This is a genomic window from Gryllotalpicola daejeonensis (assembly GCF_039538145.1).
Classification (GTDB): domain Bacteria; phylum Actinomycetota; class Actinomycetes; order Actinomycetales; family Microbacteriaceae; genus Gryllotalpicola; species Gryllotalpicola daejeonensis.
The window spans coordinates 1-16,935 of the sequence record NZ_BAABBV010000001.1 but is presented as its reverse complement, the minus strand read 5'-3'; the positions used below and the strand labels follow the sequence as shown (position 1 = coordinate 16,935).

General features: G+C 69.9%; 17 protein-coding genes and 1 rRNA gene. 1 reads left to right on the top strand and 17 read right to left on the bottom strand.

Going from position 1 to position 16,935, the window contains the following annotated elements; translation table 11 throughout:
• Positions 1-2: 2 nt before the first annotated feature.
• The 16 genes from der to ABD736_RS00015 all read right to left on the bottom strand — a co-directional run bounded on the left by der (position 3) and on the right by ABD736_RS00015 (position 15,543).
• Positions 3-1,517 (bottom strand): ribosome biogenesis GTPase Der, encoded by a 1,515-nt coding sequence (der, locus tag ABD736_RS00090; protein WP_344789702.1) that lies wholly within the window; start codon positions 1,515-1,517, stop codon positions 3-5.
• Between the two features lie 13 nt (positions 1,518-1,530).
• Positions 1,531-2,238, bottom strand: coding sequence for a (d)CMP kinase (cmk, locus tag ABD736_RS00085; RefSeq protein WP_344789701.1), 708 nt, complete (start codon positions 2,236-2,238; stop codon positions 1,531-1,533).
• Complete coding sequence (locus ABD736_RS00080) at positions 2,235-3,302, bottom strand: prephenate dehydrogenase (RefSeq protein ID WP_344789700.1); 1,068 nt, start codon at positions 3,300-3,302, stop codon at positions 2,235-2,237. The genes cmk and ABD736_RS00080 overlap by 4 nt, the downstream gene beginning before the upstream one ends.
• A 26-nt stretch (positions 3,303-3,328) precedes the next feature.
• Complete coding sequence (locus tag ABD736_RS00075; RefSeq protein WP_344789699.1) at positions 3,329-4,114, bottom strand: pseudouridine synthase; 786 nt, start codon at positions 4,112-4,114, stop codon at positions 3,329-3,331.
• Complete coding sequence (gene scpB, locus ABD736_RS00070) at positions 4,104-4,721, bottom strand: SMC-Scp complex subunit ScpB (protein WP_344789698.1); 618 nt, start codon at positions 4,719-4,721, stop codon at positions 4,104-4,106. The genes ABD736_RS00075 and scpB overlap by 11 nt, the downstream gene beginning before the upstream one ends.
• Positions 4,711-5,517 (bottom strand): segregation and condensation protein A, encoded by an 807-nt coding sequence (locus ABD736_RS00065; RefSeq protein WP_344792178.1) that lies wholly within the window; start codon positions 5,515-5,517, stop codon positions 4,711-4,713. Before ABD736_RS00065 ends, scpB begins: the two co-directional genes overlap by 11 nt.
• 76 nt (positions 5,518-5,593) lie before the next feature.
• Complete coding sequence (locus ABD736_RS00060; protein ID WP_344789697.1) at positions 5,594-6,418, bottom strand: ParA family protein; 825 nt, start codon at positions 6,416-6,418, stop codon at positions 5,594-5,596.
• A 10-nt stretch (positions 6,419-6,428) separates the two neighbouring features.
• On the bottom strand, positions 6,429-7,436 hold the full coding sequence (locus tag ABD736_RS00055) for a site-specific tyrosine recombinase XerD (RefSeq protein WP_344789696.1): 1,008 nt from the start codon (positions 7,434-7,436) through the stop codon (positions 6,429-6,431).
• Positions 7,409-8,047 carry an NUDIX domain-containing protein gene (locus ABD736_RS00050; protein ID WP_344789695.1) on the bottom strand — a complete coding sequence of 213 codons (639 nt, stop codon included), beginning with the start codon at positions 8,045-8,047 and terminating at the stop codon, positions 7,409-7,411. Before ABD736_RS00050 ends, ABD736_RS00055 begins: the two co-directional genes overlap by 28 nt.
• On the bottom strand, positions 8,040-9,755 hold the full coding sequence (pyrG, locus tag ABD736_RS00045) for a CTP synthase (protein ID WP_344792177.1): 1,716 nt from the start codon (positions 9,753-9,755) through the stop codon (positions 8,040-8,042). Before pyrG ends, ABD736_RS00050 begins: the two co-directional genes overlap by 8 nt.
• 201 nt (positions 9,756-9,956) lie before the next feature.
• Positions 9,957-11,660, bottom strand: coding sequence for a DNA repair protein RecN (gene recN, locus ABD736_RS00040; protein ID WP_344789694.1), 1,704 nt, complete (start codon positions 11,658-11,660; stop codon positions 9,957-9,959).
• Positions 11,661-11,760: 100 nt separating this feature from the next.
• Positions 11,761-12,666 (bottom strand): NAD kinase, encoded by a 906-nt coding sequence (locus tag ABD736_RS00035; RefSeq protein WP_344789693.1) that lies wholly within the window; start codon positions 12,664-12,666, stop codon positions 11,761-11,763.
• A 5-nt stretch (positions 12,667-12,671) separates the two neighbouring features.
• Positions 12,672-13,526: a TlyA family RNA methyltransferase gene (locus tag ABD736_RS00030; RefSeq protein ID WP_344789692.1), complete on the bottom strand. Its 855-nt coding sequence runs from the start codon at positions 13,524-13,526 to the stop codon at positions 12,672-12,674.
• Positions 13,477-13,638, bottom strand: coding sequence for a hypothetical protein (locus ABD736_RS00025; protein ID WP_344789691.1), 162 nt, complete (start codon positions 13,636-13,638; stop codon positions 13,477-13,479). The genes ABD736_RS00030 and ABD736_RS00025 overlap by 50 nt, the downstream gene beginning before the upstream one ends.
• A gap of 20 nt (positions 13,639-13,658) precedes the next feature.
• Positions 13,659-14,678 carry an HAD-IIA family hydrolase gene (locus ABD736_RS00020; protein WP_344789690.1) on the bottom strand — a complete coding sequence of 340 codons (1,020 nt, stop codon included), beginning with the start codon at positions 14,676-14,678 and terminating at the stop codon, positions 13,659-13,661.
• On the bottom strand, positions 14,653-15,543 hold the full coding sequence (locus tag ABD736_RS00015) for a tetratricopeptide repeat protein (protein ID WP_344789689.1): 891 nt from the start codon (positions 15,541-15,543) through the stop codon (positions 14,653-14,655). The genes ABD736_RS00020 and ABD736_RS00015 overlap by 26 nt, the downstream gene beginning before the upstream one ends.
• 114 nt (positions 15,544-15,657) lie before the next feature.
• Here ABD736_RS00015 and ABD736_RS00010 point away from each other — a divergent pair, with 114 nt between their 5' ends.
• Positions 15,658-16,566, top strand: coding sequence for a hypothetical protein (locus ABD736_RS00010; protein ID WP_344789688.1), 909 nt, complete (start codon positions 15,658-15,660; stop codon positions 16,564-16,566).
• A 251-nt stretch (positions 16,567-16,817) separates the two neighbouring features.
• Here ABD736_RS00010 and rrf read toward each other — a convergent pair.
• Positions 16,818-16,934: ribosomal RNA gene (gene rrf, locus ABD736_RS00005) — 5S ribosomal RNA — on the bottom strand.
• Position 16,935 lies beyond the last annotated feature (1 nt).

The window sequence follows — 16,935 nt, the reverse complement described above, 5'->3', positions numbered from 1 at the left end:
ACCTATCGCTGGCGCCGCTCCCGAACGCGCATATTCAGCACGATCGGCGACCCCTCGAAGCCATAGAGCTCGCGCAGACGGCGCTGGATGTACCGCCGGTAGCCGGCATCCAGGAATCCGGTCGTGAACAGCACGAATGTCGGCGGGCGGCTCGATGCCTGCGTGCCGAACAGGATGCGTGGCTGCTTGCCGCCGCGCAGGGGGTGCGGGTGCGCCGCGACGAGCTCGGCGAGGAACGCGTTGAACTTGCCGGTGCCGATGCGCGTGTCCCACGACTCGAGCGCGAGCTCGAGCGCGGGCACGAGCTTCTCGAGGTGGCGGCCCGTCTTCGCCGAGATGTTGACGCGCGGTGCCCAGTCGACGTGGCCGAGGTTCTGCTCGATCTCGCGCTCGAGGTAGCGGCGGCGGTCGTCGTCAAGCAGATCCCACTTGTTGTAGGCGATCACGAGCGCCCGGCCGGCCTCGAGCACGAGGTCGACGATGCGCACGTCCTGCTCGCTGATCGGCTGGGTCACGTCGAGCACGACGACGGCGACCTCGGCTTTCTCGACGGCGGCCGAGGTTCGCAGCGATGCGTAGAAGTCGGCGCCCTGCTGCAGGTGCACGCGGCGGCGGATGCCCGCGGTGTCGACGAAGCGCCACACCTTTCCGCCGAGCTCGATCTGCTCGTCGACCGGGTCGCGCGTCGTGCCCGCAAGATCGTTGACGACCACGCGCTCCTCACCCGCGGCCTTGTTCAGCAGCGACGACTTCCCGACGTTCGGGCGGCCGACGATCGCGACGCGACGCGGGCCGCCGACCTCGCGCTTCGCGACGGCCGACACCTCGGGCAGTCCGCCGACGACGAGGTCGAGCAGGTCCGCGACGCCGCGGCCGTGCAGGGCGGAGACCGGGTACGGCTCGCCGAGGCCGAGCGACCACAGGTCGGCCGACTGCGGCTCGAGGCGCGCGTCGTCGACCTTGTTGGCGACGAGATAGACGGGCTTGTCGGTCTTGCGCAGCATCCGCACGACGTGCTCGTCGGTCGAGGTCGCGCCGACATTCGAGTCGACGACGAACATGACGGCGTCGGCGAGGTCGATCGCAACCTCGGCCTGCGCGGCGACCGAGGCGTCGATGCCACGCGCGTCCGGCTCCCAGCCGCCGGTGTCGACGAGGGTGAACCGGCGCGACATCCATTCGGCCTGATACGAGACGCGGTCGCGCGTCACACCGGGCGTGTCCTCGACAACGGCCTCGCGGCGGCCCAGGATGCGGTTGACGAGCGCCGACTTGCCGACGTTCGGCCGGCCCACGATCGCCACGACGGGCAATGCCGGCAGATAGGTGATCTCGTCGACGTCCTCGCTCGCGGCGTCGAGAACGGCGAGGTCCTCGTCCTCGAGCTGGTAGTCGTCGAGGCCGCCGCGCAGCGCAGCCGTGCGCCGCTCGGCCGCGGCGTCGTCCAGAGCGGCGAGCTTCTCGGCGAGGTCGTCGCCGCCGACGGCTGCATCGTCGAAGTCGTCGGTGTCGGACATGGTGATCTCGTTTCTACGTGCGGGAGTGGATGCGGGATTCAATGACTGCGATGACGGCATCCACGGTCTCATCGAAGTTCAACTCGGTCGAGTCGACGGTCGTGACCCCGTCAGCGGCGGTCATGAAGTCGACTACCCGGGAGTCGGCGCGGTCACGCGCCTTGAGCTGCTCGCCGACGACCTCGGGCGAATGCCCGGTCAGCTCGGCAGAACGACGCCCCATTCTAACTTCTTCACTTGCGGTCAGCAGAACACGTACCGGGGCGTCCGGTGCGACGGCCGTGGTGATGTCGCGACCTTCGATCACGATGCCCGGCTGCGCGGTCTCGGCGGCGAGCCGGCGGAAGATCGCGGTCAGCGCCGCGCGCACCTCCGGAACCCGCGCGACGAGGCTCACGACGCCGGTCACGGAGGGCCCGCGGATGGCCTCCGTCACGTCGTGCTCGCCGACGCGCACGAAGAAATCATCGGGGTCCGTCGCCTCCGCCAGGGCGAACGTGGGCAGGGCGGAGGCGACGGATGCCGCGTCCTCCAGTTCCACGTCGGCGCGCTGCGCGTGCCAGGCGAAGGCCCGATACGCCGCACCCGTGTCGAGGTAGGCGTACCCGAGCTTGCGCGCGACGGCCTTCGACACGCTCGACTTGCCGCTGCCTGCAGGGCCGTCCACGGCGACGACGACGCGGTCGTCGAGAGAGACGGGGTCTGTCAGGGGGGTGGTCATCCGGCGATCCTCCAGCCGCGTTCGGTGAGGTCTTCAACGGTGCGGGCGAGCATCTCGGGCACGACCGAGATCTCGGCGATGCCGATCTGCGCGCCCGGAGAGTGCTCCATCCGGAAGTCCTCGATGTTGATGTCCAGCTCGCCGAGTTCGGCGAACAGCCGGCCCAGCTGGCCGGGCTTGTCCTCGATGAGCACGACGACGCTCGCGAAGCGGCGGTCCTGGCCGTGCTTCCCCGGCAGTCGGGCGACACCCGCGTTGCCGCCCGCCAGCGTCTCGGCGATGGTGCGGCGGCTGCCGGGCTCGTCGATGCGCTCGAGCGCGCCGACCACCTCGTCGAGGTCATCGCGGTACGCCCGCAGGATCGAGGCGACCGTGGCGGCGTTCGCCGACAGGATCTGCACCCACAGCGCGGGGTCGCTCGAGGCGATGCGCGTGACGTCGCGCACTCCGCCGCCGGCCAGGCCCAGCGCGGCATCCGTCGCACTCGCGAGCCGGCGCGCGAGCAGCGTCGACACGAGCTGCGGGGTGTGCGAGACCAGGGCGACGGATTCATCGTGCGCCACGGCATCCATCTCGACGGGAATCGCGCCCAGGTCGAGCGCCAGCCCCTCGACGAGCGACACCGCGGCACGGGCCAGCTCAGGGCGTGAGCACACGACCCACGGCCGGCCGAGGAAGAGGTCGGCCCGCGCCGAGATCGGACCGCCGCGCTCGCGCCCGGCGAGGGGGTGCGAGCCGACGTAGCGCGACAGGTCGACGCCGAGCGCCTCGAGCTCGGCCAGCGGTGCCGCCTTCACACTCGCGACGTCGGTGACGATCGCATCGGGGAAGGCCGCGAGCTCTGCCGCGACGACCTCTGCGACGGCATCCGGCGGCACTGCGACGACGATGAGAACGGGCGCATCGGATGCCTCAGGCTCACGCCCCGCGCCGTACTCGACGGCGAGCTGCGCAGCGGTGCGCGAGGCATCCGTCACCACGACATCGACGCCGTACTGGCGCAGCCCCAGGCCCACGGATGCCCCGAGCAGGCCCGACCCGACGATGCGCACCGTGCCGCTCACGCGTGGCTGACGCAACCGTGCTTCCGTCACATCCGGCCCTTCTGCTCCTCGGCCCCGCGTGCGAGGGTCAGCAGCTGGCCGAGTTCGATTTTAGTCAGCTCGCGGGTGCGGCCGAGCTTGAGGCTGCCGAGGTGCAGCGGCCCGAAGCTGCGCCGCACCAGCTCGATCACGGGGTGCCCCGCGGCCTCCATCATGCGGCGAACGATGCGGTTGCGGCCCGAGTGCAGCGTGAGTTCGACCATGGATGCCCCGTCGGAGGCTCCTCGCGTGATGAGCTTGCCCCGGTCGATGCGGATCGGCCCGTCGTCGAGCTCGATGCCGTCCTTGAGCAGCTGCAGGGTGTGCGGCGTGACGGTGCCCCGCACCTTGGCGATGTAGGTCTTCTCGACGCCGAACGACGGGTGCGCGAGCACCTGCGCGAGCGGACCGTCGTTGGTCAGCACGAGCAGACCGCTCGTGTCGTAGTCGAGCCGGCCGACGTTGAACAGCCGCTCCTCGTACTGCGACACGAAGCCGCTCAGGTCGGTGCGCCCCCGGTCGTCGCTCATCGAGCTGATCACCTTGGTCGGCTTGTTGAGCATGAGGTAGCGCTTCGACTGGTCGAGCTGAACCGCGACGCCGTCGACGGCGAGCAGATCGGTGGCCGGGTCGATGCGGGCACCGAGTTCGCGCACCTTCTTGCCGTTCACGGTCACGCGGCCCTCGACGATCATGATCTCTGAGGCGCGGCGGCTCGCGACTCCCGCGGCTGCCATGACCTTCTGCAGCCGCTCGCCGTCTGAGCGCTCTGCGCGCGTGTCGTCAGCGGACATCTGCGTCGAACCCTTCCGTTCCGTCGGCGAGCAGAGGCGAGATGAGCGGCAGCTCGTCGAGCGAGTTGATGCCGAGCTGCGTCAGCAGCAGATCGGTCGTGCCGTAGTTGATCGCGCCGGTCTCCGAGTCGGCGAATAGCTCGGTGATCAGCCCACGGCTCAGCAGCGTGCGCACCACCGAGTCGACGTTCACGGCGCGGATGCTCGCCACCTGCCCGCGCGTGATCGGCTGCTTGTAGGCGATCACGGCGAGCGTCTCAAGCGCCGCCTGCGACAGCTTCGTCGGGTTCTGCGTCACGACGAAGTCGGTCACGACCGCGTCGTACTCCTCGCGCACGTACAGGCGCCAGCCGCCGCCGATCTCGCGCAGCTCGAAGCCACGGCGCACGCCCCCGGTGGCCGGGTCCTCTCCGTCGTAGTCGGCGCGCAGCGCCTCGATCGCCTGCCGCACCGCAGCGACGGGGGCGCCGATCGCGGTCGCGAGGCTCACCAGGCTCTGCGGCTCGTCGGCGATCATCAGGATCGCCTCGAGCTGCCTCCGCACATCCGCTGGTTGAGGAGCACGCGAAGCCTGCCGAGCGCGGGTCTCGAAATCCTCAGCCGTCATAGTCCGCCCCCAGATTCGCCAGGTTCTCTTCCGTCCAATTCGCCGCCGACCACTGCACCGTGAGCTCTCCGAGCGGCTCGAGCTGCTCGAAGTGGATCGCGGCGTGCCGATACAGCTCGAGGATCGCGAGGAAGCGCGCGATGATCACGCCCTTCACCTCGACGCCCGCGATGAGCTCGCGGAACGATCGCGGTGTTCCGTCGCGCAGCAGCGCGACGACCGTCGCCGCCTGCTCGCGGATGCTGACGAGCGGCGCGTGCAGGTGGTCCAGCCCGACGACCGGAATCTCCTTCGGCGTGAACGCGAGCAGCGCGAGCGCCGCGAAATCGTCGGGCGTGAGCGTCCACACCAGCTCGGGCGTTCGCGCCCGGTATTTCTCGTCGAGCCGAACGGTGCGGGCGTGGCGACCGGATTCCTTGGCGAGGCGCTCGTCGAACCAGGCCGACGCCTCCTTGAAGGCGCGGTACTGCAGCAGCCGCGCGAACAGCAGGTCGCGCGCTTCGAGCAGCGCGACGTCCTCCGCGTCGACGAGCTCTCCCTGCGGCAGCAGCCCCGCGACCTTGAGGTCCAGCAGCGTGGCCGCGACGACCAGGAACTCGCTGGCCTGATCGAGCTCCTCAGCGAGGTCGATGCCGCGCAGGTACGAGATGAACTCGTCGGTCACGCGCGAGAGCGCGATCTCGGTGATGTCGAGCTCGTGCTTGCCGATCAGCGAGAGCAGCAGATCGAACGGGCCCTCGAAGTTGTCGAGCGCGACGCGGAACGACGGCGCGCTGGTCTCCTCGGTCTCGTCCACGGCGCCGAGACGGGCGGCGGCGCCGACCCCGTCGGTCCCGCCGATCGCGGTGACCTCGCGCTCGCCCCCGACCGGGTCAGGCGACGGCGCCACGCGCGACGAGCTCCCGGCCCAGGCGGCGGTAGGCCTCGGCGGCCGGGTGGTCCGGGGCGAACTGCGTGATCGGCGAGCCCGCGACCGATGCGTCGGGGAACTTCACGGTGCGTGAGATGACGGTGTCGAGCACCTTGTCCTTGAACGCGTCCTTGACGCGCTCGAACACCTCGCGCGAGTGCAGCGTGCGCGCGTCGAACATCGTCACGAGGATGCCGTCGAGCTCGAGCGCCGGGTTGAGGCGCTCCTTGACCTTCTCGACCGTCTCGATCAGCAGCGCGACACCGCGCAGCGCGAAGTACTCGCTCTCGAGCGGGATGAGCACGCCGTGCGCCGCGGTGAGCGCATTCACGGTCAGGATGCCGAGCGAGGGCTGGCAGTCGATGAGGATCACGTCGTAGTCATCGCTCACGCGGCGCAGCACGCGGGCGAGCGCCTGCTCGCGCGCGACCTCGTTCACGAGGTGGACCTCGGCCGCCGAGAGGTCGATGTTCGCAGGGATCACATCGAGCCCCGGAACGCTCGTCTGCTGGATCGCCTCGCTCGGGTCGAGCTTGCCGTTCAGCAGCAGGTCGTAGATCGTCGTCGCCTCGTGCGTGTTCACCGCGAGGCCGGCCGAGAGCGCGCCCTGCGGGTCGAAGTCGATCGCCAGAACACGACGGCCGTACTCGGCCAGCGCGGCCCCCAGGCTGATGCTGGTCGTCGTCTTTCCGACGCCGCCCTTCTGGTTGCAGAGGGTGATGATGCGCGCCGGCCCGTGCTGCTTCAGCGGTGTCGGCACCGGGAAGTCGGTCTGCGTGCGATCCATCGGCACAACACTACCGCGCACGCGGATGCGCCTGTGTGTACACGTCGCGCAGAGTGTCGGCCGTCACGAGCGTGTACAGCTGAGTCGTGGCGACGGAGGCATGCCCCAGCAGCTCCTGCACCACGCGGACATCCGCGCCGCCCTCGAGCAGGTGCGTCGCGAACGAGTGGCGCAGCGTGTGCGGAGAGATCTCGCTCGCGAGCTCCGCGCGCTCCGCGGCCTTCTTGATGATCAGCCACGCGTTCTGCCGCGAGACGCGCTGTCCGCGCACGCCGAGGAAGAGCGCCGCGACATCGCGCCCCTTCCCCCGGCTCGCGAGTGCGGGGCGTGCGCGCACGAGATAAGTGTCGAGGGCGTCCCGGGCGTAGCTCCCGAGCGGCACGATGCGCTGCTTGTCGCCCTTGCCCGTCAGCCGCACGATCTCGCGGTCGACGACGTCGTCCACATCGAGGTCCACCGCCTCAGACACCCGCGCCCCCGTCGCGTACAGCAGTTCGAGCAGCGCCCGGTCCCGCAGCGCGACCACATCATCGCCCGACGCCGTCTCGATCAGCGCCGTGACCTCCGCCTGCGGAATCGCCTTCGGCAGCCGCATGGGCTTCTTCGGCGTGCGCAGCTCGCGTGAGGCATCCGCCTGCGTGCGCCCCTCGACCGCGAGGAAGCGGTGCAGATTGCGAACGGTCCCCAGCATGCGCGAGACGGATGCCGCAGCCAGCGGCGCCGGGCGACTCGATCCTTGAGGAGCTCGCGGAGCCTGCGTAGCGCGCGTCTCGAAAGGCGCCCGCTCCCCCAGGTACTTCGCATACGCGCTCAACGTCTCAGGCGTCACGTCGTCGAGCGAGCCGATCCCCTGGTCAGCAAGCCAATCCGTGTACGCAGCAAGATCCCGCCGGTACGACGCGATCGTGTTCTTCGCGAGCCGCCGCTCGAGTCCCGCGTAGCGCAGGTACGCGGTGACGTCGCACTCGAGCGCGCTGGGCGGGCGCTGGCTCAGTGCAGGCGCGGATGCCTCGTCCACGGCTCCTCCGGCGAACCGAGGCTCGCCCAGTCCCGCGCTCGGGCGGCGTGCGCGGCCAGCGCCCCGATCGTCAGAGAGGGGTTCTGCAGGCGGCGCGCCAGTACGCCGTCGACGACCTCGTCGAGCGCCACCCAGCGCGTCACGATGTCCGCCTCCTCTGCCTCACGAGCGAACGGGGTGCCGGTCGGGGCAAGACCCCTGGCGAGGTACACCCGGATCGCCTCGTTGCTGCCACCCGGGGTCGTGTAGTACTCCGAGAGCACGTTCCACTGCTCGGCGACGAGGTCGGCCTCCTCGGCGAGCTCGCGCTGCGCGGCGAGCAGCGGCGCCTCGCCGCGCACGTCGAGCAGCCCCGCCGGAATCTCCCACTCGCGGTGCCTGACCGGGTGTCGGTACTGCTGGATGAGAAGCATCCGCCCCTCATCATCGAGCGCAACGACCGCGACCGCGCCCGTGTGGTCGACGAAGTCGCGGGTCAGCTTCGCGTCGTTGTAGACGAAGGTCTCCGTGCGCACATCCCAGACGTGCCCCGCGAAATCGAGCCGCGAATCGGTGATCTCGAGCTCGAGCGGCTCATCGGCGATGAGCCCCTGCTCCCCCGACTCAGGCAACGTTCTCGCTCTCCTGCTCCTCGACGGGGAACAGGCGGGTCGACTCCTGGCGCTCGAGGGCGGCGCCGATCAGCCCGCGGAACAGCGGGTTGGCGCGATTCGGGCGGCTGCGCAGCTCGGGGTGCGCCTGCGTCGCGACGTAGAAGGGGTGCACCTCGCGCGGCAGCTCCACGTACTCGACCAGGTGGTCGTCGGGCGAGGTGCCCGAGAACCACAGGCCGGCGTCGGCGATCTGCTGGCGATAGTGGTTGTTGACCTCGTAGCGGTGGCGGTGCCGCTCTGAGGCCTCGGGCGCGCCATACAGCTCGGCGACGATCGAGCCCTCAGCAAGCTTCGCGGGGTAGAGGCCCAGGCGCATGGTGCCGCCCAGGTCGCCGCCCGCGATGATGTCCACCTGCTCGGCCATCGTCGCGATCACCGGGAACTCCGTCTCGGGGTCGAACTCGCTCGACGAGGCGCCGGGCAGGCCGGCCATGTTGCGGGCGTACTCGATGACCATGCACTGCAGGCCGAGGCACAGCCCCAGGGTCGGGATGCCGTTCTCGCGCGCGAACCGCAGCGCGCCGAGCTTGCCCTCGATGCCGCGAATGCCGAAGCCTCCGGGCACGCAGATGCCGTCGACGTCGGCCAGTGCCTTCGCGGCGCCCTCCGGCGTCTCGCAGGTGTCGGACGCGATCCAGCGCAGGTTCACCTTCGCGTGGTGTGCGAATCCCCCGGCTTTCAGCGCCTCGGAAACCGACAAATAGGCATCCGGCAGGTCGATGTACTTGCCGACCAGCGCAACCGTGACCTCCTTGCGCGGCTCGTGCACGACCTTGAGCAGCTCGTTCCAGCTGCTGCGGTCGGCCTCTCCGGCCTTCTCGCCGAGGCCGAGCTGGTCGATGACGTAGGCGTCGAGGCCCTGCGCGTGCAGCGTCGACGGGATGTCGTAGATGCTCGGCAGGTCGACCGTGTTGATGACGGCGTCCTCGTCGACGTCGCACATCAGCGCGATCTTCTTCTTGTTCGAGTCCGAGACGGGCCGGTCGCTGCGCAGCACGAGGGCGTCGGGCTGGATGCCCATGGAGCGCAGCATGGCGACGGAGTGCTGCGTCGGCTTGGTCTTCTGCTCACCGGAGGCATTCATGAACGGCACCAGCGAGACGTGCACGAAGAAGACGTTCTTGCGCCCGAGCTCATGACGGATCTGACGCGCCGCCTCGATGAACGGCTGCGACTCGATGTCGCCGACGGTGCCGCCGACCTCGGTGATGATCACGTCGGGCTGCGGGTCGGCGTGCGCCTGCAGGCGCATGCGGCGTTTGATCTCGTCCGAGATGTGCGGAATGACCTGCACGGTGTCGCCGAGATACTCGCCGCGCCGCTCCTTCGCGATCACCTGCGAGTAGATCTGGCCGGTCGTGACGTTCGCGGCCTGCGAGAGGTTCACGTCGAGGAAGCGCTCGTAGTGGCCGATGTCGAGGTCGGTCTCCGCGCCGTCGTCGGTGACGAACACCTCGCCGTGCTGGAACGGATTCATCGTTCCCGGGTCGACGTTGAGATACGGGTCGAGCTTCTGCATCACGACGTGCAGGCCGCGTGACGTCAGCAGATTTCCGAGGCTGGCGGCCGTGAGGCCCTTGCCCAACGAAGAAACGACACCACCTGTCACGAAGATGTGCTTGGTAGTGCCGTTGTTGTTTGCCTGCGCCGCGTCAGAAGAATCCACCACGGGCTTCTATGCTATCAACCCGCCAACGGGATTCCTGACCAGAGACACACCGTTCATCGGCCGCTCTGGTCGAGCAGCCCGCGCCGTCCCGCTGGTCGAGCAGCCGGCGCGAAGCCGGGCGTATCGAGACCCTCTCCTGGCCCGCGGCCACCCGGCCGTTCGACTCGGCGAAGCCGAATGGAGACCGCGGCCCGGCGTCTACCCCCGCGCGAGCTCCAGCAGCTCCCGCGCGTGCGCGACACCGCTCTCGGAGTCCGCGAGGCCCGACAGCAGCCGCGCCATCTCGGCCTCCCGCTCGGCACCTTCCAGCTGTCGCACGCTGCTCTCGGTCACCGCACCGCCGGTGTCTTTGACGACGGTCAGGTGGTTGTTGGCGAACGCCGCGACCTGTGCGAGGTGAGTGACCACGAGCACCTGTGACCGCTCGGCGAGCTGCGCGAGCCGCCGCCCGATCTCGATCGCGGCCGCTCCCCCGACGCCGGCATCCACCTCATCGAAGACGAACGTCGGCACCGGGTCCGTACCGGCGAGCACGACCTCGATCGCGAGCATGACCCGAGAAAGCTCGCCGCCTGAGGCACCGCGCCCCAGCGGCCGCGGCTCGCTGCCCGGGTGCGGCTGCAGCAGAATCGCCACCTGGTCGCGCCCCGACGCGCCGAGTTCGCCGCGGTCGCTCACCTCGACGACGATGCGCGCGTCCGCCATCGCCAGCGCGGCAAGTTCTTTGGTGACGGATGTTTCGAGCTTCGCCGCCGCCTCAGACCGCGCCTTCGACAGCTCGCCGGCCAGCGCTTCGGCTTCCTGCGCGTCATCAGCGACGCGCTGCGTGAGCGCTTCGATGCGCTCCGCGTCTCCGTCGAGCTCGAACAGCCGCGCGCTGCCCGCCCCGAGCTTCGCGATCACATCCTCGAGGCTGTCGCCGTGCTTGCGCACGAGCGAGGCGAGCAGCGCCTTGCGCTCCTGCAGCAGCTCGAGATCATGGGCGCCGTCGACGTCGAGACCGGCGAGGTACGACGACAGCTGCGCCGCGGCATCCGTCACCTGGTACTGCGCAGCCTGCAGAGTCTCGGCCAGCGCGCCAAGCTCCTGATCGTGGCGCGCCGCGTGCTCGAGCGCGCGCCGCGCACCGTCCAGCAGCGACAGCGCATCGGGTCCGTCGGATTCCTCCGCGGAAAGCTGCTCACGCGCCTCCGCCGCGGCGACCCGCAGCGTCTCGACGTTCTCGAGTCGCTCGATGCGCTCGTCGAGCTCCACGTCCTCGCCGGGCTGCGGCGCCGCCGCCTCGATCTCCTCGAGCGCCGCGCGCAGCTCCTCCGCCTCGCGCACGCGCCGGTCGCGATCACCGGTCAGCTCCTCGAGCTCGGCGACGCCGTCCTTCCAGCGGCGCCACACATCGTGATAGCGGGCGAGGGATGCCTGCAGCTCCGGCCCCGCGAAGCGATCGAGCGCCTCGCGCTGCGCCGTGGCGCTCTTCAACCTGATCTGGTCCGACTGCCCGTGCACCACGACCAGCCGCTCCCCCAGTTCCGACAGCACAGCCACCGGCGCGCTGCGGCCGCCCGCATACGCCCGGCTGCGGCCCTCCGGCGACACCGAGCGGCTCAGCACGAGCTCCGCGTCGCCGCTCTCGCCGATGGGGTCGACGTCTCCGCCGGATTCCCGCACCCGCTCGCTGACCTCGCCGTCGGCGGGAACGCGCCAACGTCCCTCGACCCAGCTCTGCGAGGCGCCCAGACGCACCACGCCGCTGTCCGAGCGCTCCCCGAGCAGCAGGCCGAGCGCCGTCACGACCATGGTCTTTCCCGCACCGGTCTCGCCGGTGATCGCGGTGAACCCCGGGCCGAGCGGAAGGGTCGCCTCGGCGATGACGCCGAGATCACGAATCGAAATCTCCTCGATCATGCCGGACGCCCCTTTTGCTCGCGGCTCCGCCGCGAGGCGCTCGCGCGCGTCATACACGTCACCGCCTGTTCGCGGCTCCGCCGCGAGGCGCTCGCGCGCGTCATGCCGGCCCCCTCCACCCGACGACCGGAAGATTGAACTTCCGCACGAGCCGGTCGGTGAACGACGCCCGGTGCAGGCGCGCCATCTTGACGGGAATGGGCGAGCGCGTCACGACCACCCGCGCCCCCGGCTGCAGCTCGATCGACCGGCGGCCGTCGCACCACAGGATCCCGGTGGTCTGCACCCGATCGAGCAGCTCGACGGCGATCGCAGAATCCGGCGTCACGACCAGCGGCTTGGTGAACAGCGCGTGGGCGGAGATCGGGGTGAACAGCAGCGCGTCGAGGGTCGGCCACACGATCGGGCCACCCGCAGAGAACGAGTATGCGGTCGACCCGGTGGGCGTCGACATCACGACGCCGTCGCAGCCGAAGCTCGACAACGGTCGCCGGTCGACCTCGACCATGACCTCGATCATCCGCTCACGACTGGCTTTTTCGACGCTCGCCTCGTTGAGCGCCCAGTCCTCATACACGACCCGGCCGTCGTACTTCACGCGCACGGCGAGCGTCATGCGCTCCTCGACCTCGTAATCACCCGCAAGTGCACGGGCCACCGACCGCGAGAGATCGTCGCGCTCGCTTTCGGCCAGGAACCCGACGTGCCCGAGGTTCACGCCGAGGATCGGCACCTCGGCGCCGCGCACCATCTCGGCCGCGCGCAGAATCGTGCCATCACCGCCGAGCACGATCACGAGTTCGAGATCTCCCGGCTTGCACTCGCTGCCGAGCACCTCGAGCCCCATCAGCTCGGGCGCGAACGCGCGCAGGTCCTGCAGCTCGTCGGCGCTCAGCACGGGCACGACGTCGGATTCCTCGAGCAGCTGCCTGCAGACCTGCTGGGCTGCCTCGAGCGATTCCTCGCGCCCGGTGTGCGAGACGACCAGGATGCGGCGACCACTCATGAACGTCACGCTCCCGTCATCGTCGAAACCCTGTCGACCCATTCTGTCGGATTCGCGCCGCGCACCGCCGACATCCAACACAGGTACTCCCGGTTGCCGTGCGTGCCCGCGATCGGCGAGGGAACGAGCCCCGCCGTGCCCAGCCCGAGGTCCCACGCCGCCCACAGCACGCCGGCGACGGCATCCGCCCGCAGCACGGGGTCGCGCACGATGCCTTCTTTGACCCCCGTGCGCCCGACCTCGAACTGCGGCTTGATCAGCATCACGAAATCCGACTCGGGCGCGACCGACGCACGCGCGGCGGGCAGCACGTGCGTGAGCGAGATGAACGACAGGTCGCCGACCACAAGGTCGGGCGATTCCGCGATGCCGGATGCCTGTGCCAGCGCCTCCGCCGTGAGATAGCGCGCATTCACGCCCTCGATATTGCTCACCCGCGGGTCTCCCTTGACCGGGACCGAGAGCTGCCCGTGCCCCACGTCGACCGCGAGCACATGCCGCGCCCCGCGCTCGAGCAGCACCTGCGTGAATCCTCCCGTGGAGGCACCGAGGTCCAGCGCGAGTCTCCCTCGTGGGTCGACGTCGAAGGCATCGAGCGCGGCGATCAGCTTGTGCGCCCCGCGGCTCACGTAGTGGTCGGGCAGCGCGACGACGATGTCGCTCTCGTCGTCGACCTGAGCGGATGCCTTCACCACCGGCTTCCCGTCGACCGTCACACGTCCGTCGGCGATCAGTTTCGCGGCCGCCGTGCGCGAGCGCGCGAGCCGGCGCGCGACAATGGCGGCGTCGAGCCGGCTGGATGCCACGCGCTCAGCGCCCGCCCTGGCGATCGGCCGCGTCGAGCGCCTCGCGCAGCTCATCGTGCAGGTGCGCATACGCCGCTGCCCGACTCTCCAGCGGCTGGTCCTCGATCAGCTTGAGGCGCGGCAGCAGCGCGTCACCGCGCGCTTCCTCGTTCCGCTCGTCTGCCACGCTCCCCACGCTATCAACCCCTACGTGTAGAGCCGCTCCGGCACGTCGAGGGCATAGATCGCAAGACCGGAGTCCCAGATCGCGCGACAGGCCGCGCGCAGCAGATTCAGCGGGTCGCTGCCTTCGCGCACAATCTCGACAGTGGTCCCGTTGACCCGAACGGCGGCGTCGCCCACGACGACCGCACCGCCGCGCCCCTTCTCCGCCGTGGGGTAGGGCTCGTGCAGCCCGCGCAGATCGTCCAGGATGTACGTCGGCCGCGAGTCCGCCCCCGCGGCGAGCAGCTGCTTCGCGCGATCGATCCCGGTCAGCACCAGCACGGAGTCGATGCCCGCTCGATTCGCGCCGAGCACGTCCGTGTCGAGCCGATCGCCGATGAAGATGGGGTGCTTCGCGCCGAATCGGGTGCGCGCCTCGTCGAAGATCGCCACCTCGGGCTTGCCGGCCACCACCGGCAGACGCCCCACAGCGGTGTGCACCGCCGAGACCAGAGTCCCGTTGCCCGGCGCGACCCCCCGCGCCACCGGAATCGTCCAGTCGGTGTTCGTGGCGACCCACGGAATGCCCTCGTCGCCGCCGGCGAGGGCGAAGGATGCCTCCGCGAGCTGCTTCCAGCCGATCTCCGGGGCGAATCCCTGGATGACGGCCGCAGGCTCGTCGTCCGCGGACTCCACCACAGTGAATCCGGCGTCGGCCACGACTGAAGAGAGCCCTTCGCCGCCGATCACCAGGATCCGCGAACCTTCGGGAACGAGTCCCGCGAGCAGCCGCACAGCCGCCTGCGGAGAGGTCACGACGTCCGTCGCCTCGACCGAGAGTCCGAAGCCTTGCAGCTGCTTCGCCACGGCGGCATCCGTGCGCGATGCATTGTTCGTGATGTATGCGACGCGCGCCTGCTCCGCAGCCCTGTTCAGGCTCTCGACCGCGTGCGGGATCGCCTCGTGCCCCTTGTACACGACGCCGTCGAGGTCCGCGAGCACGACATCGACGCCTTCGAGCGGCGTCGGCCCGGCGCTATTCCTTGCCCGGAACAGTGCCATCCGTGCCCTCTCCCTCGTCCGTCTCGCCGAGCAGCTCGGCGACCTCGTCCTCGATGCTGAAGTCATCCTCAGCGCCATCGATATCGACCGCGTCGTCCGCTTCCGCCAAGTCCACGTCCACCGCGTCGTCCGCGGTCTCCACCGGGTCCAGTTCGACGCCCTCTTCGAACTCGAGCCCCTCCTCGATCACGTCGACGGTCTCGTGCTCGGCCGTGGCTGCCGCTTCTTCGAGCACCTCGGCCGCATGGTCGGCGCGGTCCCACCACTGCTGCGCCTCGTCGGTGCGCCCGAGCTCTTCAAGCACATCGCCGTACGCCTGGAACAACGCGGGGCTCCACGAATACGCCACGTCCGGATTCAGCTGCGGGATCTCGAGCTCGCCGAGAGCGAGCTCCGGCTGGCCGAGATCAAGGCGCGCACCCGACATCGCAATGGCAAGGGATGCCTGCACCTCATTGCTCAATGTCGAGCGATCGACCGAGCGCCCGAGCTCGAGTGCACGCTCCGGTCGTCCGACACCGCGCTCGCTATCCACCATCAGCGGCAGCTGATCGTCCCTGCCGGAGATCCGGCGGTACGTCCGCAGCTCGCGCAGCGCCAGCGCGAAATCGCCGATCGCGTATGCCGTGATCGCGAGGGTCTCGCGCACGATCGCCACACGGCCGGCTCGGCGCTCCGCCGAGAGCGCGTGCTGATGCGCGAGCTCCGGGTCCTCGTCGATCAGCCGCGCGGCCATCACGAGGTGGCGCGCCACGTCCTCCGCGTTGTCCTTCGACAGCGTGCGCAGTTCGAGCCGCGCACCGTATTCCAGATCCTTACTGGTGACGGATGCCGGCAGCTCCGGGTCGTTGTGACGGGGCCGCACCGACTTGAGCTCGGCACGACGCTGACGCTCCTCGTCGTCCCGCCACTCCTGGCTCGAGGCGTCCCGGTCCCCGCGCGCGGGGCGACCGTCGCGGGTCCACAGGCGCTGCTCATCTTGACCTCGCCCGCGAGAGCCGGCGTCCGAGCGTGGGCGGTCATTGCGGTCTCCGTATGCCCGACGCTGACCGTCGCGGGGCGCGTATCCGCGCCCGTCACCGTCACGGCGCGGCCGGGCATCGCGGTCACCGTAAAGCCGGCGTTCACCATCGCGCTGTCCGTAGCCTCGCCCATCACCATCACGACGCGGCCGGCCATCGCGATCACCGTAGGGACGACGTTCGGCATCGCGCTGGCCGTAGCCGCGCCCATCACCGTCACGGCCGGAGCGATCGCTTCGATCGCCGAACGAACGCCGCTCACCGTCCCGCGGTTCATACCCGCGCCCCTCACCGTCCCGACGGGGACGACTGTCGCGATCTCCATAGGGCCGCCGCTGACCATCGCGCGGTGCGAACGGCCGGCGATCTCCATCGCGACGCGGTCGATCGCTCCGGTCGCCGAACGAACGCCGCTCACCATCGCGACCACCGGCGCCACCGTGATCCCCGTAAGGGCGACGCTCACCATCGCGTTGCGTGCGGTCTCCGTACCCGGGCCGCTCTCGATCGCGCGGCGCGTATTCCCGTCCGTCGCCTTCACGACGCGGTCGGTCGTTGCCGTACGGCCGACGCTCTCGATCTCGTGGCTCATAGCCACGCCGCTCTCCGCCGCGGGCGTCGCCGCCATACTGCCCCCGCTCGCCTTCGCGCGGAGTGTATTTACCCCGACCAGCGTCACGGCCGGACCGACCATCTCGGTCACCGTAGGGACGTCGCTGCCCGTCACGCTGTGGGCGTTCGTCGTACGCGCGCCGTTCGCGGTCGCGTGGCGTCTGAGCGTCACCGTCGCGACGGGGACGACTGTCGCGGTCGCCGTAAGAACCACGCTGGCCTTCGCCACGAGGACGATCGCCGTAGGGCCGTGACCCGCCGCCGCGCGCCGCATAGCCTCGCCCGTCGCCGTCTCGGCGCGGCCGGCTGCCGCCGCGGTCTGAGCCCCCAGAAGCCGATCCGCCCTCGCGGCCGCGAAACCCTCCGGGCCCGCGGCGGGCGCCGCGCTCCTTGTCGTCTTCGCCTGAGCCATCGCTCACGGTCTGCTCCTCACGCTGCTGTGGATTTATAGGTATTAAACGTGAAAAGGGCCATCCGATAATCGGATGGCCCTTTCCTAATAGGTGTTCGGCGGTGTCCTACTCTCCCACAGGGTCGCCCCTGCAGTACCATCGGCGCTGGGAGTCTTAGCTTCCGGGTTCGGAATGTGTCCGGGCGTTTCCCTCCCGCTATGGCCGCCGAAA

Bases quoted from the DNA above. Each gene is read 5' to 3' on its own strand.
- ABD736_RS00020 (WP_344789690.1), bottom strand. From the start codon at position 14,678: ATGGCACTGTTCCGGGCAAGGAATAGCGCCGGGCCGACGCCGCTCGAA.
- recN (WP_344789694.1), bottom strand. From the start codon at position 11,660: ATGATCGAGGAGATTTCGATTCGTGATCTCGGCGTCATCGCCGAGGCG.
- ABD736_RS00060 (WP_344789697.1), bottom strand. From the start codon at position 6,418: ATGGATCGCACGCAGACCGACTTCCCGGTGCCGACACCGCTGAAGCAG.
- ABD736_RS00030 (WP_344789692.1), bottom strand. From the start codon at position 13,526: ATGAGCTGCGCGAGGCGCTCGACGCGGCCGATCGCCAGGGCGGGCGCT.
- scpB (WP_344789698.1), bottom strand. From the start codon at position 4,721: ATGACGGCTGAGGATTTCGAGACCCGCGCTCGGCAGGCTTCGCGTGCT.
- ABD736_RS00075 (WP_344789699.1), bottom strand. From the start codon at position 4,114: ATGTCCGCTGACGACACGCGCGCAGAGCGCTCAGACGGCGAGCGGCTG.
- cmk (WP_344789701.1), bottom strand. From the start codon at position 2,238: ATGACCACCCCCCTGACAGACCCCGTCTCTCTCGACGACCGCGTCGTC.
- der (WP_344789702.1), bottom strand. From the start codon at position 1,517: ATGTCCGACACCGACGACTTCGACGATGCAGCCGTCGGCGGCGACGAC.
- ABD736_RS00035 (WP_344789693.1), bottom strand. From the start codon at position 12,666: ATGAGTGGTCGCCGCATCCTGGTCGTCTCGCACACCGGGCGCGAGGAA.